Source organism: Candidatus Blochmannia vicinus, from assembly GCF_023586525.1.
Classification (GTDB): Bacteria; Pseudomonadota; Gammaproteobacteria; order Enterobacterales; family Enterobacteriaceae; genus Blochmanniella; species Blochmanniella vicinus.
In genome coordinates this window covers 302543-319878 of sequence record NZ_CP097763.1, presented here as the reverse complement: position 1 = coordinate 319878, position 17336 = coordinate 302543, and the positions used below count along the sequence as shown (strand labels likewise).

General features: G+C 29.8%; 13 protein-coding genes and 4 tRNA genes. 15 read left to right on the top strand and 2 right to left on the bottom strand.

Going from position 1 to position 17336, the window contains the following annotated elements; all coding sequences use genetic code 11:
- From ilvM to M9408_RS01285, 11 genes are all read left to right on the top strand, one after another.
- Positions 1-237, top strand: a complete 237-nt coding sequence (gene ilvM / locus M9408_RS01335) for an acetolactate synthase 2 small subunit (protein ID WP_250257394.1) — start codon at positions 1-3, stop codon at positions 235-237.
- A gap of 57 nt (positions 238-294) precedes the next feature.
- Entirely contained in the window at positions 295-1215 is a 921-nt protein-coding gene (locus M9408_RS01330; protein WP_250257393.1) for a branched-chain amino acid transaminase, read from the top strand.
- 50 nt (positions 1216-1265) lie between these two features.
- Complete coding sequence (gene ilvD, locus M9408_RS01325; protein WP_250257391.1) at positions 1266-3116, top strand: dihydroxy-acid dehydratase; 1851 nt, start codon at positions 1266-1268, stop codon at positions 3114-3116.
- Positions 3117-3124: 8 nt separating this feature from the next.
- Positions 3125-4666 (top strand): threonine ammonia-lyase, biosynthetic, encoded by a 1542-nt coding sequence (gene ilvA, locus M9408_RS01320; protein WP_250257390.1) that lies wholly within the window; start codon positions 3125-3127, stop codon positions 4664-4666.
- Between the two features lie 62 nt (positions 4667-4728).
- Positions 4729-6210 (top strand): ketol-acid reductoisomerase, encoded by a 1482-nt coding sequence (gene ilvC / locus M9408_RS01315; RefSeq protein WP_250257389.1) that lies wholly within the window; start codon positions 4729-4731, stop codon positions 6208-6210.
- A 235-nt stretch (positions 6211-6445) separates the two neighbouring features.
- The gene (gene trxA / locus M9408_RS01310; protein ID WP_250257388.1) at positions 6446-6781 is read left to right on the top strand and encodes a thioredoxin; all 336 of its coding nucleotides are present in this window, start codon (positions 6446-6448) and stop codon (positions 6779-6781) included.
- A gap of 452 nt (positions 6782-7233) precedes the next feature.
- Positions 7234-8493: a transcription termination factor Rho gene (gene rho, locus M9408_RS01305; protein WP_250236033.1), complete on the top strand. Its 1260-nt coding sequence runs from the start codon at positions 7234-7236 to the stop codon at positions 8491-8493.
- Between the two features lie 543 nt (positions 8494-9036).
- A tRNA-Arg gene (locus tag M9408_RS01300) sits at positions 9037-9110 on the top strand.
- 46 nt (positions 9111-9156) lie between these two features.
- A tRNA-His gene (locus tag M9408_RS01295) sits at positions 9157-9229 on the top strand.
- Positions 9230-9259: 30 nt separating this feature from the next.
- Positions 9260-9345: transfer RNA gene (locus M9408_RS01290), tRNA-Leu, on the top strand.
- A gap of 107 nt (positions 9346-9452) precedes the next feature.
- Positions 9453-9526, top strand: a tRNA-Pro gene (locus M9408_RS01285).
- A gap of 118 nt (positions 9527-9644) precedes the next feature.
- On the opposite strand, the gene hemD is transcribed toward M9408_RS01285, so the two are convergent.
- Together hemD and hemC are read right to left on the bottom strand one after the other, a co-directional pair.
- Positions 9645-10394 carry a uroporphyrinogen-III synthase gene (gene hemD, locus M9408_RS01280; RefSeq protein ID WP_250257387.1) on the bottom strand — a complete coding sequence of 250 codons (750 nt, stop codon included), beginning with the start codon at positions 10392-10394 and terminating at the stop codon, positions 9645-9647.
- Between the two features lie 47 nt (positions 10395-10441).
- On the bottom strand, positions 10442-11344 hold the full coding sequence (gene hemC / locus M9408_RS01275) for a hydroxymethylbilane synthase (protein WP_250257386.1): 903 nt from the start codon (positions 11342-11344) through the stop codon (positions 10442-10444).
- A gap of 687 nt (positions 11345-12031) precedes the next feature.
- Here hemC and dapF point away from each other — a divergent pair.
- From dapF to corA, 4 genes are all read left to right on the top strand, one after another.
- On the top strand, positions 12032-12856 hold the full coding sequence (gene dapF, locus M9408_RS01270) for a diaminopimelate epimerase (protein WP_250257385.1): 825 nt from the start codon (positions 12032-12034) through the stop codon (positions 12854-12856).
- Between the two features lie 120 nt (positions 12857-12976).
- Entirely contained in the window at positions 12977-13693 is a 717-nt protein-coding gene (yigB, locus tag M9408_RS01265; protein WP_250257383.1) for a 5-amino-6-(5-phospho-D-ribitylamino)uracil phosphatase YigB, read from the top strand.
- Positions 13694-13757: 64 nt separating this feature from the next.
- Entirely contained in the window at positions 13758-15707 is a 1950-nt protein-coding gene (locus tag M9408_RS01260; RefSeq protein WP_250257382.1) for a 3'-5' exonuclease, read from the top strand.
- 472 nt (positions 15708-16179) lie between these two features.
- Positions 16180-17124, top strand: coding sequence for a magnesium/cobalt transporter CorA (gene corA, locus M9408_RS01255; protein WP_250257381.1), 945 nt, complete (start codon positions 16180-16182; stop codon positions 17122-17124).
- Positions 17125-17336: the final 212 nt, after the last annotated feature.

Here is a 17336-nt window from a genome sequence, read left to right as displayed (position 1 = left end):
ATGACATGTTATTCGTTATGTATTAAAGCTAGATTTTGCCCAGAAGTACTTGAACGTATCCTGCGGGTCATACGTCATCGTGGTTTTGAATTGAACACATTAAATATGTCGTCACATAACAAATTTGATAACAAAAAAATAAATATTTTTTTGACTGTTTCCAGTAATAGAGCAATATTCTTATTATCTGCTCAATTAAATAAACTAATAGATATATATCATATTGAAATTCAATAAATTTAATCGTTGTTAAATTAATATTATATTTAATTATATCACCGAGGAAGAAATCAAATGAATACAACAAATTTTATTTGGTTTAATGGAGATATCATACCATGGCAAGAAGCTAAAATACATGTAATGTCTCATTCTCTGCATTATGGATCATCAGTGTTTGAAGGTATGAGATGTTATGATTCATATAAGGGGCCTGTTATATTTCGTCATCGCGAACACATACAAAGATTGCATGACTCCGCAAAAATTTATCGTATACCCATTTCTTGGAGTATCGATAGTTTAATGCAAGCATGCAGAATGATTATTCGTAAAAATAATTTAATTAATGCATATATTCGTCCTATAGTATTTATTGGAGACGTAAGAATGAAAATTAATCCGGATCCTGAATACACCACAGACGTTGCTATAGCAGCTTTCTCTTGGTCATCTTATTTAGGGGAAGATTCTCTAACACAAGGGATTGATGCGATGATATCTTCTTGGAACAGAGTTCCAGCGAATACTCTTCCGAGCTCAGCTAAAGCTGGCGGAAATTACTTATCATCTATGTTAATCAGTAATGAAGCTTGCAGAAATGGTTATCGTGAAGGAATCGGGTTAGATATATACGGTTATATTTCAGAAGGCGCTGGTGAAAACTTATTCGAAGTTAAAAATAAAATTATCTTAACACCACCACGTGCTTCTTCTATTTTACCTGGAGTTACACGAGATTCTATTATTAAATTAGCAATAAACATCGGTTTAGAAGTACAAGAACAAGTATTGTCTCGTGAATCTTTGTACACAGCTGATGAAATATTTATGTCAGGTACTGCTGCAGAAATAACCCCAGTACGTAGTGTAGATGGCATTCAAGTAGGTACTGGTAGACCCGGACCCATTACTAAAAAGTTACAAGACTTATTTTTTAACTTATTTACTGGAGTAACTGAGGATCTATGGGACTGGTTAGATCCAGTTAATTAACAATTGAACACTCAACATTTATAGAGAAAAATACTGGAGTTTAAATACATATGCCTCAATATCGCTCTACTACTACTACACATGGTCGTAATATGGCTGGTGCTCGAGCATTATGGCGCGCTACAGGAATGACCACCAAAGATTTTGATAAAATGATTATTGCTGTAGTTAATTCATTTACCCAATTTGTTCCTGGCCACGTACATTTACGAAATGTAGGTACATTAGTTTCTAAACAAATTAATATTAATGGAGGAGTTGCAAGAGAATTTAATACTATCGCAATAGATGATGGAATTGCTATGGGACATAGCGGTATGTTATATTCTTTACCATCTAGAGATCTTATTGCTGATTCAGTAGAATATATGATCAATGCTCATTGTGTTGATGCTATGGTATGTATTTCTAATTGCGATAAAATAACACCCGGAATGTTAATGGCAGCACTGCGTTTAAATATTCCAACTATCTTTATATCAGGTGGCCCAATGGAGTCCGGTACAGTAACTCTATCTAATAAAGATATTAAACTTAATTTAGTTGATGCAATAACTTACGCCGCAAATCCTAATATTTCTGATATTGATAAACAAAACATAGAAGAAGAAGCGTGTCCAACATGTGGATCTTGCTCAGGAATGTTTACTGCAAATTCTATGAATTGTTTAACAGAAGCGTTAGGATTAGCTCAGCCAGGAAATGGGTCATTATTAGCTACCCATTCTGATCGAAAAAAATTATTTTTGAATGCTGGTAAATATATCGTCCACTTAGCCAAATCTTATTATGAAAAGAATAATTATTCTGTTTTGCCTCGTAATATAGCTAATAAATCTTCTTTTGAAAATGCAATGATGTTAGACATTGCAATGGGTGGGTCCACCAATACTGTATTGCATTTACTTGCGGCCGCACAAGAAGGAGAAATAGATTTTACTATGGCAGATATTGATAGATTGTCTCGAAAAGTACCACATCTGTGTACAGTAGCTCCAAACACTAAACAATATCATATGGAAGATTTTCATCGCGCTGGAGGAGTAATGGGTATACTTGGTGAATTACATCGTTGCGGTCTATTACATAAGAACACACGTAATGTATTGAATCAATCTTTATCAGAAACACTATTAAAATATGACATTGTTTCCTGCGATAATATTGATTCAAAAAACATGTACGCTGCAGCGCCAGGAGGGGTACGTACTACACAAGCATTCACTCAAACAAACAGATGGGCTTCATTGGATATAGATCGTTGCTCTGGTTGCATTCGTTCTCGCGAGTATGCTTATAGTCAGGATGGCGGTTTAGCAGTATTATATGGAAATCTTGCGGAAGATGGTTGTCTTGTGAAAACAGCTGGAGTTCATATAAGGCTTCAAAAATTCTATGGGCCAGCTAAAGTCTATGAAAGTCAAGAAGAAGCTGTTCAAGCGATTTTAACAAAAAATGTGCATCCTGGGGATATAATTGTAATTCGATATGAAGGACCAAAAGGAGGGCCAGGTATGCAAGAGATGTTATATCCAACATCTTTTCTTAAATCTATGAGTTTGGATTTATGTTGTGCTTTAATTACAGATGGTAGATTTTCAGGCGGAACATCTGGTTTGTCTGTCGGACATATATCTCCAGAAGCAGCTAATAAAGGATTAATCGGCTTAGTTCATGACGGAGATATAATTAATATTGATATTAGTGCGCGTAGTATTATTTTAGAAGTACCTGAATATATATTAAAAACAAGATATAAATTAGAAATTGCTCGAGGTATTAAAGCATGGACTCCAATGAACAGAAGTAGAAATATATCCACTTCTTTAAAAGCATATGCCCACTTAGTAACAAGCGCGGACAAGGGCGCTGTTCGTGATAAATCTAAGTTACTGGAATAATATTATAAATGAAAAAATTGAATTATTTTTCCAATGTGCCCCGTCCCGCAGAATATCTACGAACTGCCTTGCGTTCTCATGTGTATGAAGTAGCTCAAATAACTCCATTACAAATGATGAGCAAATTATCACAACGTTTCGAAAATATAGTATTAGTAAAACGCGAAGATAGACAACCAGTACATAGTTTTAAGCTGCGTGGCGCTTATGCCATGATTTCAAGTCTTAATGAATCACAAAAATCTTCTGGAATTATTACAGCATCAGCAGGTAATCATGCTCAGGGAGTAGCTTTTTCTGCTACTCATCTTGGTATAACATCTGTAATTGTAATGCCTACAAACACTGCGGATATAAAGATAGACGCAGTGCGCAATTTTGGTGGAAAACCATTATTGTGCGGAGCTAATTTTGACGAAGCTAAAATTAAAGCTATGTCTCTAGCTGATAAACATCGATTAACTTTTATTCCTCCGTTCGACCATCCAACGGTTATAGCAGGCCAAGGAACATTAGCGATGGAATTGTTACAACAAGATGCTCATTTAGACCGTATTTTTGTTCCAGTAGGAGGAGGTGGATTAGCTGCAGGTATTTCTGTTTTAATTAAACATCTTATGCCCCAAATAAAAGTCATAGGAGTTGAATCAGCAGAATCAGCTTCTTTATGCGCGGCATTATCAGCCGGAACACCAGTATGGTTACATAAAGTAGGTTTATTTGCAGAAGGAGTAGCTGTACGATGTGTTGGAAATGAAACATTTCGTTTGTGCAAAAAATATCTAGATGACGTAATTACAGTAGATAATGATGCAATCTGTGCTGCAATAAAAGATTTGTTTGAAGACGTACGCGCTATAGCTGAACCTTCGGGCGCTTTAGCCTTAGCTGGAATGAAGAAATATATTCAACAATATGCAATACGGGGTGAAAGATTAGCTCATGTTCTTTCAGGTGCTAATCTAAATTTTCATGAATTACGTTATATTTCAGAACGTTGTGAACTAGGAGAACAACGAGAAGCATTAATGGCAATTACTATCCCAGAAAAAAAAGGTAGTTTTTTAGAATTCTATAAAATATTAGGCAACAGATCGGTAACAGAATTTAATTATCGTTATAATGGATCTAAAAAAGTTTGTATCTTTATTGGTATACGTTTGAAAAACGGACATGCTGAAAGAAAAGTAATAATACAAGAAATACTCGCTAATGGGTTTCACGTCGTAGACTTATCTGATGACGAAATGGCAAAATTACATGTTAGATATATGGTAGGGGCACATTTATTCCAGTCTTTACAGGAACGAATTTTCAGTTTTGAATTTCCAGAAGCTCCAGGAGCATTATTAAAATTTCTTTATACTTTAGGTACTAATTGGAATATTTCTCTGTTTCATTATAGAAACCATGGCGCTGATTACGGACGTGTTCTAGCTGGATTTGAATTATCTAACCAAAAAGAAGAAGAAGAATTTGAACAATACCTATCTAAATTAGGATATGAATGGCATGATGTCACAACTAATCCAGTGTTCAAAGTATTTTAAATTAAAAGTTATTTTTACACAAAATTATTCAATTATTTTAACATTATTTAAAAAGGTATTTTATGGCTAATTATTTTAATACATTAACTTTTATACAAAAATTAGAACATTTAAAAAAATGTCGATTTATGAGTCATAATGAATTTTCTGAAGGAATTCAAGCTTTGTTATCTAAAAAAATAGCTATAATAGGTTGTGGATCTCAAGGATTAAATCAAGGTTTAAATATGAGAGACTCAGGTGTAAATATTTCATACGTTTTACGTCGAGAATCTATTATTAACAAACAAGAATCTTGGTTAAGAGCGACACAAAATAAATTTACTATAGGAACTTATGAAGAAATTATTCCAAAATCAGATGTTATTATTAACTTAACTCCAGATAAAAATCACACAGAAATAGTAAAAAAAATAGAGCCTTTAATGAAACATGGGTCTGTATTAGGTTATTCACATGGATTTCATATTGTAGAGGTTGGAGAAAAAATTCGTCAAGATATTACTGTCATAATGGTTGCTCCAAAATGTCCTGGTACAGAAGTTCGTCAAGAGTATCAACGAGGATTTGGAGTGCCTACCTTAATCGCTGTACATAAAGAAAACAATGCATATAATATAGGGATGGAATTGGCAAAATCCTGGGCATTTTCGCTTGGCAGCCATCGTGCTGGAGTGTTAGAATCCTCATTTGTAGCAGAAGTTAAATCAGATCTTATGGGAGAACAAACCATTTTATGTGGAATGTTGCAAGCAGGATCAATTCTTTGTTTTGACTATATGATAAACAATGGTATTGATTCTGGATATTCGGGAAAATTTATTCAATATGGTTGGGAAGTCATGACCGAAGCATTAAAACACGGAGGTATCACATTGATGATGGACCGATTGTCTAATGTTGCTAAAATACGTGCTTTTATATTATCTGAAAAATTAAAAAATATATTAAAACCAATTTTTGAAAGACACATGGAAAATATACTTAATGGGACATTTTCTGCAGAAATGATGTCGGATTGGAAAAATAATGATTCTAAATTACTTGCTTGGAGAAAAAAAACCAGTCAACTTTCATTAGAAAAAGCGCCAAACTATCAACAAGAAATTTTGAATCAAACATATTTTGATCATGGAATATTAATGGTGGCTATAATAAAAGCAGGGGTAGAGCTATCTTTTGACACAATGACAAAAGCTGGTATAGCGCCAGAATCAGCATACTATGAGTCATTACATGAATTACCTTTGATTGCAAATACTATAGCTCGAAAAAAATTATATGAAATGAATACGGTAATTTCCGATACTGCAGAATATGGAAATTATTTGTTTTGTAATGCAGTAGTGCCTTTATTAAAAAAAACTATAATACCTAATTTGAAAAAAGGAGATTTAGGTACATCTCCCGAAGAAATTAAAATAGACAATATTATTTTACGTAATACTAATGAAACGATTAGAAATCATGCAATAGAAAAAGTTGGAATTAAATTAAGAAGTCATATGCAAAACATGAAAAATTTATCATTTATTAATAATTAAAACCAAAACTGTGATCATACGTTGATTTCAAGTTTATCTTGTTATCATGAAGGATCATTTAGCTGATGATCTAAGTAAAAATAAATAATGTAAAATAAAAATAATAAAAATTGATATTACATGACTCATTATGTAGATAATAATAAATACCGATTAATTTAAGATATGCACTAAAATAAATAATTATTATATACGTATATAATAATTAACAAAAAACAGGTTATAAGGAGAATAAATGAATTATATAATACATTTGACAGATTCTGATTTTAAAGAAAAAGTATTAAACTCTATCAATCAAGACAATAAACCATTTTTAATTGATTTTTGGGCTGAATGGTGCAATCCTTGTAAAGCAATGACACCTATTTTAGAAGATATAGCTACTGAATTTCATGATAAACTAAAAATAGCAAAATTAAATATAGATAAAAATCCAATAACTACTAAAAACTATGGCATTCGAAGTATTCCAACGTTATTGTTGATGCACCACGGAAAAGTATTATCTACTAAAATAGGATTGTTATCTAAACAAAATTTACAAGAATTTTTAAAAAAATATATATAATTTTCTCGCTTATTTTAATATTTATAGTTTTTAAAAAAATTTATCTTATATGTTAGTAGACGTATCTTTAAAATTATAGTAGAATAACGACCTATTGTTTCATAATTGATTATAAGTATATGATTTTGTAATAATAATTAGACACACAGCAACCATTGTAATAATAATGATAGCGATTGTACAATATAAATAAGATTAGATTAAATATAGATGTATTTTCTAATATAGTTATAAAATTTACTGTGAATTTTAAAAAATCTATTTCTTTATGATAATCCGGTAATAAAGTAAATGATATTTAGTTATATACCTGTTCTCAACAATGTTGGGGATAGGTATACGATTAAGCGCCATCATACTATAAAGGGGATACTTATATTGTATTATACAAATAAACCACATCTCTTTAATACCAACGGTATTGTATACCTCCAATTTAAGAATCCATAATTATGAATCTTACAAAATTAAAAAACATACCAGTTTCTGAGTTAGTACACCTTGGGGAAAGTATGGGTCTAGAAAATTTAGCACGTATGCGTAAACAAGATATTATTTTTGCTATTTTTAAACAGCATGCTAAAACTGGAGAAGATATTTTTGGGGATGGCGTATTAGAGATTTTACAAGATGGTTTCGGGTTTCTTAGGTCTAGTGATAGCTCCTATCTTGCAGGTCCAGATGATATTTATGTATCTCCTAGCCAAATTCGACGTTTTAATTTACGTACTGGAGATACTATTTCTGGGAAAATTAGACCTCCAAAAGAAGGTGAACGTTATTTTGCGTTACTTAAAGTAAGTGATGTAAATTACGATAAACCAGAAAATGCCCGTAATAAAATTTTATTTGAAAATCTCACCCCATTGCATGCAAACTCACGATTACGTATGGAGCGAGGGAACGGTTCTACAGAAGATCTAACCGCAAGAGTATTAGATTTAGCATCACCGATTGGACGTGGTCAACGAGGATTAATCGTAGCACCTCCTAAAGCAGGAAAAACCATACTTTTACAAAATATTGCACAAAGTATTAGTCATAACCATCCAGACTGTGTACTGATAGTACTTTTGATAGATGAACGCCCAGAAGAAGTTACTGAAATGCAACGCTTAGTGCATGGAGAAGTAATTGCGTCTACTTTTGATGAACCAGCTTCTCGTCATGTACAAGTATCCGAAATGGTAATTGAAAAAGCTAAACGACTAGTGGAACATAAAAAAGATGTCATTATTTTATTAGATTCTATCACACGATTAGCTAGAGCCTATAATACTATTGTACCTTCATCTGGAAAAGTATTAACAGGTGGAGTCGATGCCAACGCTTTACATCGTCCAAAACGATTTTTTGGAGCTGCTCGTAATATGGAAGAAGGAGGAAGTTTAACTATTATAGCTACTGCTTTAATAGATACCGGATCAAAAATGGATGAAGTAATTTATGAAGAATTTAAAGGAACTGGAAATATGGAGCTACATTTATCAAGAAAAATAGCTGAAAAACGTGTTTTCCCAGCAATCGATTATAATCGATCTGGAACTAGAAAAGAAGAATTGTTAACTACTCAAGATGAACTACAAAAAATATGGATTTTACGTAAAATTATTCATCCAATGAGCGAAATTGACGCAATGGAATTTATGATGAATAAACTATCTATGACTAAAACTAATGATGAATTTTTTGATATGATGAAACGATGTTAATTTATTATAACAATTATCATTTCTATATTAGAATGTGTTTAAAAAATAAATTACCACAATATTTTATTGCTAATCTGTTTAATAAAATTGCACTATAAATTTATTTAAGATCCATTTATGTTTTTATGTTATGCACTATAAATATAATGTTGGGCAAAGATATATGCATTTTATGCAATCAATTATTTTAAAAAAGTATCAAAATAGCATACAATAATATAAAATAAATTTTTTAATAATGCATTTATACATAAATAATAAATTTAATTAATTTTATCCTAATATAGGATGCGAGTACTTTTATATTTTTTGCTTTATCTTATTAAGATTTTTAAATAATATATAACTATATCGCATAAATAATTTTAAAGAAACACACAAAATTTATAAAATAAACTTTTTTATAAAATACTTATTTTTTATGTCATTCTGACTAATAACATTAAATTAAATATTATTTAATGCAAAACCAACTATATGCAATTAATTAAACGCATCTTATTTGATATAAAGATAAATTAAATATGTATACACTGAATCAATGCGTCCGTAACTCAATTGGATAGAGTATTGTCCTCCGAAGACAAAGGGTTCAGGTTCAAATCCTGTCGGACGCATTGATTCATTAAAATTTTTATGAAAAAATTAGAGGATTGATCCGTGGTGATTGTAGCTCAGTCGGTAGAGCTCTGGATTGTGGTTCCAGCAGTCGTGGGTTCGAGTCCCATCAATCACCCATTTTAAAAATAAAACCAAACACTACAAAGCGAAGGTGGCGGAATTGGCAGACGCATTAACTTCAGGAGTTAGTGTCTTTATAAAGACGTGAGGGTTCAAACCCCTTCCTTCGCAAAAATAATTATCAATTATACACAATTGATCAATTAATTATTAGACTCAAATATTAATAGAGAGACAATATAAATGCACAAAACCTAGATAAAAATTTAATAAATTATCGGCGAGTGGCGCAGTTTGGTAGCGCTCCTGGTTTGGGACCAGGAAGTCAGAGGTTCAAATCCTCTCTCGCCGATTTTCATAAACTACATGAGAATTTTTAAATATTTCCACCGCGATTATGTTTCTTAAAATTCGTATTTTTAATCAAACTTAACTATTTTAATATAAAATTTAGTATCCATATCATAAGATTAAGAGTTTTTAATTAAAACATGAGTTAGCACATCGTTGTTTGCCGAACATGCTATAATAATATCTGTCCAACCCAAACTTTTAGCTAATTTAGCCAAACGCAAACTTACCACTATAAGCCTGCATCGTATTAACCAAGATGTACGATAAAATTTAGGAATCAAATAATATAATTGCTTTAGTATTTCTCCAGAAGTAACTACCACCGTTTTAATATTCAATTCTAACAACCTACATGATTGTTCCTCTCCATTATATTGCAACAATTGCCTACGATAGCATTCACAAGATAACACTAACGCTCCTCTTTTCTGAAGAGTATCGTCCAAAACAGTACGTCCATTACTACCTCTCAAAATAAGAACACGTTTCCCATAACTATCAATTAATTCAGGTAGTTGTAATAAATTTTCACTTGTTTCTTTATCTTTAGGATATTTCGAAGCAATTCCTGATAATTTATACATCTTTATGCTAGTTGCGCGACCAATGGAATAATATACTAATTTAGTAGGCCAAGATACTCCTAGACTAAGTAACTGGCTGTGGGCATACTTAATTGCATTCTGCGATACAATACATAATAAATCACCTGTAGAAAGTAGATTTAATCGTTGTTCCAAAAAAGACAGCGTTTTCCCCGTAGAAAAACAAATTAACGGTAAATGATGTGCAAATTTACCGACAGAAAGTAATTTATTTACTAATTTTTCTCCATATGGAGATGGTCGAGTGATTAAAATGCTCATACTTAACTATATTAAATTTTATTAATATACATTTATTATAAAATATATCATTTTGTAAATTGAATTAATAAATCTTCAGCAAGAATCAATCCCAGATTTTCTGCTTGATCTAAAGGTGCTCGTCCTTCAATACGAGTAATTTTACTTCCGTCAGGCAATCCAATAAGCGCACGTAGCCATATTTGATCTCCTTCAATTTCAGCATAACTAGCAATTGGTAATTGACAATAACTTTCTAAATAAGTAGTGACAGCACGTTCTGCTTTAATACGCAATGAAGTTTCCCGATGATATAAAGGTGATAACAACGATAAAATATCAGTATCATCTAAACGACATTCTATAGCTATAGTACCTTGTCCCATAGCTGGTAATAGATCGGATGGATCAATATGAACACGAATATATTCATTTAATTTTAATCGATTCAGACCAGCTACAGCTAAAATAATTGCATCATACTGATCATAATGTAATTTTTTTAATCTAGTATCTATATTGCCTCGTAAGTTATTTATTATTAAATCTGGACGTTGAGCGCGTATTTGACATTGTCTACGTAAACTTGATGTTCCTATTGTACTACCAATAGGTAACGTATCTATATTAGAGTATTTTAGACTAACAAAGGCATCACGTGGATCATTGCGTTCACATAGAATTGGAAGAATTAACTCAGCTGGTAAAGGTACTGTAATATCTTTCATAGAATGAACAGCAATATCAGCACGAAAATCTATCAATGCGTGTTCTAATTCTTTAATAAATGCACCTCTTTTAATTTTATCCTTTGAAGCAACATTTAAAAATTTATCTCCTGTTGTCATAATAGGTATCAATTCTATTTGTACAGTTGGATGATAACGCTTTAATTCATTACAAACATATTGAGCTTGACAAATAGCCAGTCGACTTTTTCGCGTAGCGATTCTTAAAATTCTAGTATTCATCAGTATAATTATGTTAAAAACAGAATATATGATCTTCTAACTTAATTAATATACTTGTAATTATTTTAAAAAATTAAATAACAAAAATAATATATTGATCTTAAATTTTAATTCTATGTAATCTTAACATTTTAAGATAGATTAATTATAAGAATTAATATAATTAATTGTAGAAAAAATTATTTCTTCAGATTATTACCTAAAATATTTCAATATTGCTACATTTATATTTTAAATTTTTTATTCATGTCTCTTTTTATAAAAAATTTATAATAAAAATCATGTTATATCATTATTAATGTTATATGGTACAAACCAATTTAATTATTTATATTGTAATACCTTAATTATTAATTATTAATTATTAATTAAAATAATATTTAAATATTTTTAAAATTAATTTTTTAAATTATTTTAAATATTATTAGTCTTATTTTAAAAATATAAAATATGCTCTGTTTTAAATAAACATCGTACTTTTAGAAATTAATTTTAATGTTCTTAATAAACCTATATTTTTATCAATTATTAAGATACAATGATATTAATTTAATTTTCATTTAATGAAAATTAAATTAATATCATTCACTATTATGGAAATATATTAATAATTTAGTTAAATAAACCTATTTTAAAAAGTTAACGATACATATCTAATTTTATTCGTTGGTATTATATGAGGCAAATATGAGATTTTCAAAAATGAATGGATTAGGTAATGATTTTATCATTATAGATGCTATAACACAAAATATACATCTCACTCCTAAAAATATAAAATATCTATCGAATCGATATTATGGAATTGGATGTGACCAGTTGCTAATAGTAGAACCTCCTTACGATCCAAAAATAGATTTTCATTGCAGAATTTATAATGCAAATGGAACAGAAGTCAATCAATGTGGAAACGGTATTCGTTGTTGTGCGCAATTTGTTTACTTAAAAAAATTAACTAACAAACGAAATATTCACATTAGCACTCGAACTCATCATACAGTCCTATCCATAATGGATGACAATCATATATCTGTCAACATGGGCCCACCAATATTTGATCCAAAACTTATCCCATTTTATGCATCACAATATCAAAAAACTTATATTTTATTTTTACCTACACAAACAATATTATGTGGTATAGTATCCATGGGTAATCCTCATTGTGTCATTTTAGTTGAAACAATAGAAACCGTCCAAGTTAGTTCATTAGGGTCAACATTAAAAAATCATCATTGTTTTCCGGAACAAGTCAATGTAAGTTTTATGCAGATTATTGATCGTAGCAACATCCGATTACGAATATACGAACGGGGGGTAGGAGAAACTCAAGCCTGTGGAACTGCCGCTTGTGCGGCTGTGGCTATAGGCATTCAGCAAGAGCTGTTATGTGAAACAGTAGACGTAATATTACCCGGAGGCACTTTGTCTATACACTGGAAAGGTATAGGAAATCCATTATATATGACTGGACCAACATCGTACGTATACGATGGAGATATTGACTTATAAACTCAGAGTGCTCTATATAAACTATATTGTTTGCACAATCAAATATGTGTGCTTATTAATTGATAAAAATATAAATACTTCATCAATTAATACTTTAATTTATATTAAAGGTATAATTTTATGCATTTTTATCGCGTGTTACGCCCTTTCTACGCTATAACTTTAGATCTAGATAATACATTGTACAATAATTACTCGGTTATGAATCAAGCTGAAGAACAATCAGTATTATTTTTACAAAAATATCATCCCGCATTGTCTAAAATAAAAAAGACCGACTATTATCAGTCACGTAAAATACTAAAAATTGCAGAACCAGACATTTATCATGATGTAAATTATTGGCGCTGGAAATCCTTAAAGATAACTTTGCTGCAGGCAGGATTAAATAAAAATGAAGCGCAAGCAGGAGCTGATTATGCTATGGACATCATTATACGTTGGCGCAATAAAATTGATATACCTCTTAGTACTCATAACACATTATCCGCATTAAATACTAAGTGGCCATTAATTGCAATTACTAATGGCAATGCAAATCCTGTTACCTGTGGTTTAAAACCATATTTTCAATATATACTACGTGCTGGAATTAATGGCCGAGCCAAACCATACACAGATATGTATTATTTAGCTTCAAAACATTTTGGATTGCCTTGCAAAAATATTTTACATGTAGGTGATGACTTACAGACAGATGTAAAAGGCGCAATGCGTTCTGGAATGCAAGCTTGCTGGATCAATCAATATAACGCAGATCAATTTTACTCAATAGGTACAAAATTATTACCACATTTGAAAATTTCAAAGTTAACATCATTAACATACTTACTATAATGTTATTAATTACATTAATAACGTACTTTATAATAATTATTATAAACATATATTTCAATACTTTATGAATATTTCTAATATTCTTAGCAAACTAAATGATAAACAAAAAGAAGCAGTCACTTCTAATGACAAAAATATATTGGTATTGTCTGGAGCCGGAAGCGGAAAAACTCGGGTATTAGTGAATCGTATTGCTTGGCTGCAACTAGTAAAAAAATGCACACCATGGTCAATAATGGCGGTAACTTTTACAAACAAATCTGCTTTAGTTATGCGTAATCGTGTTCAATCTTTAATTGGTGTTCAAAAAAAAAGTGATATATGGATTAGTACTTTTCATGGATTAGCAAATCATTTGTTACGCACTCATTATATAAATGCAAATTTACCAAAAGATTTTCAAATCCTTGACAAGAATGATCAAATTCGACTTTTAAAACAATTAATACGTTCTCTTAATTTAAATGAAAAAAAATACAGCGTGCATCAGGCTATGCATTATGTCAATACAGAAAAAAATAAAATTTCAGACATTCAAAATACTAATATAAATAATAATTCAATAAAAACGACATGGATACGACTTTATCAATCTTATCGTGATATATGTCACCGTTCTGGGTTAATAGATTTTAATGAATTATTAGAACGCGCATATTTGCTATGTTTAAATTATCCAAATATTTTGCATTATTATCAAAAACGATTTACTAATATTTTAGTAGATGAATTTCAAGATACTAATAAAATACAATATGATTGGTTATGCCTGTTGTCAAGGGAAAGTAATAATTTAATGATTGTTGGTGATGATGATCAATCTATTTATGGTTGGAGAGGGGCACAAGTAAAAAATTTTCAAAGATTTTTAGAAGATTTTAAAAATGTACGAATTATTACATTAGAACAAAATTATCGTTCTACTAATAATATTTTGAAAGCTGCCAACGCTCTTATTTGTAAAAATCACACACGTCTAAAAAAAAAATTATGGACACGCGAAAACAAAGGGGATGCAATTTCTGTTTATTGTGCTTTTAACTCAGCAGATGAAGCTTTATTTGTAGCAAACAATTTAATAAATTGGAAAAAAAAACATGGTTCACTCAATGAATGCGCTATTTTATATCGCAATAATTTTCAATCTCGTTTATTGGAAGAAATTCTATCAAAAAAAAATGTGCCTCATCAAATATATGGAGGAATAAAATTTTTTGAACGTAAAGAAATTAAAGATATCATGGCTTATTTAAAATTTATTATTAATCAAAATAATAATATTGCTTATATGCGAATAATTAATACACCTAATAGAGGAATTGGGCCACGTACTTTAGAAAGTATAAATAAATACGCTAATTTAAATCATTTAAGTCTATGGGACAGTAGCTTATTTATTTCAAACAAAAAGATTATTAAAGGAAAATCTGCTATTGCTCTAAAAAAATTTATTACATTAATAGATTCATTAAAAAAACAAATTTTAACTATATTGCCCTTACACGAACAAATTTATCATATTATTAGACAAGTCGGATTATGGAACACATATAAAGAAAAAACGTCGATACCAACGTATCATGAACATATACACAATATTCAAGAGCTAATTATAATGAGCAAACAATATGACAATTCATTAGAATCAACAATACATGAGTCTCCATTACAACAATTTTTGTCATATATTTCTTTAGAATTCGAAGAAAATTTATCTAATTCACATACAGATTCAGTTCAATTAATGACACTACATGCTGCAAAAGGATTAGAATTTTCCCAGGTATTTATTGTAGGACTAGAAGAAGGAATTTGCCCAAGTTATGTTGCTTTGACTAATAAAGAGCTATTAGAAGAAGAGCGTAGATTAATTTATGTCGGCATCACACGCGCTATGCATAAATTAACAATTAGTTATTCAGAAACCCGTCATGTCTATGGAAAAGAAACAATAATTCAATCACCGTCTAGATTTATTAACGAATTACCAATAGATTGTTTAGAAGTGTCTTAATATTTCTTATCAGAAATACATGTTACTATTTTTTATAAATTTATATTTCTATTATATTTAAATTTTCTGAAAGTTAATATCCTAATTTTATTGAATTATTATATAATACAAACACACCTATATTATTTTATTTTCGTTAAAAACTAGAAATTTGCAAATCTCCTTTTATGCTTAGGAATAACTATACACGCAGACAATCTCTAAATTTAATTTATAATACTTTCACAATGAAGAATATTTAATTCACTATCATGATAATAATATTTATAATCAAATAGATAAATTCCTACAAATTATTTGAATCGTTATAGATATTTTGATACTTAATACCTGACAACAATTTTTGTAATTATTTTCTATTATGTAATATATCATTACAAAAATTATATAAGGAGAATAACTATTTATTATCTAATCTTAATTATTGTGATCTAATGTATTCTTGTTTTGTATCGTTAAGGAAAAATGATATATGTTTAACATATTTCAATTAAAAAATAATCATTTACTCCGCGTTGATGAAAAAGAAAAAATATCATTTTTAAACAATATTGTTTGGGTAGATGTAATAAATCCAAATAACGATGAATACAGTTATATACAAAATATATTACTTCACCAAAAAATAAATTTTTTTAAACTAAAAGATATCAATAAAACTATACGTTTTTTTCAAGATAAAAATGGACTACATATCCGTTCTTTTTTCTTTTCATATGACGAAAAAGAACAAATAAATAACTCTATTGTATCCTTTACCATATATAATGGATGTCTATTCACTTCACGAAAAGAAGAATTTCCAGCATTTTATACATATCAACAATACTTGCATAATCATTTGTTAATAGATGGAAACGCCTATGAATTATTATTAAATTTATTTGAAGTAAAAATTGACGATCTAGCAAACAAAATAGAGCATATTTACTCCACTTTAGAAACATTAAGTTTTGTCATCATGAATGGACAACAAATTGATGAATATGACCATGCGCTTTCTGATTTAGCTGCATTAGAAAACATAGGCTGGAAAATTCGTGTTAATTTACTAGATTCTGAAAGAGCAATAAAATTTTTAATACGCAAAGTGAAACTGCCCATAACACAACGACAATATGCTAAGGAAATTTTGAACGATATTGCATTATTGTTACCCCACAACGAATACGTATTTCATCAGATTAGTTCTTTAACTCAATCAGCGATGGGGTTTATTAATATCGAACAAAATAGAATCATAAAAATTTTTTCAGTAGTTTTTTTACCTCCAACTTTAATAGCATCCAGTTATGGAATGAATTTTGAATTTATGCCAGAATTGCAGTGGTCATTTGGTTATCCTAGCGCCATTATTTTAATGATTTTAGCAGGATTAGCTCCGTATATCTATTTTAAATATAAAAATTGGTTATAAATCATTAATAACAACAATAATACTGTTTATAGAATTTTACAAATAAATATTAATTTCAATAAATTTAAATATTTTTAAAAAATATCTCCATATAAGAACATTGTATTATTCAAATAACAATGTTGCTGAAAATAACGTGCAATAAATCAATATTTAAAATAATATCCATAATATATCAAAATTTTATTGATATTATATTATAATTATTGGTG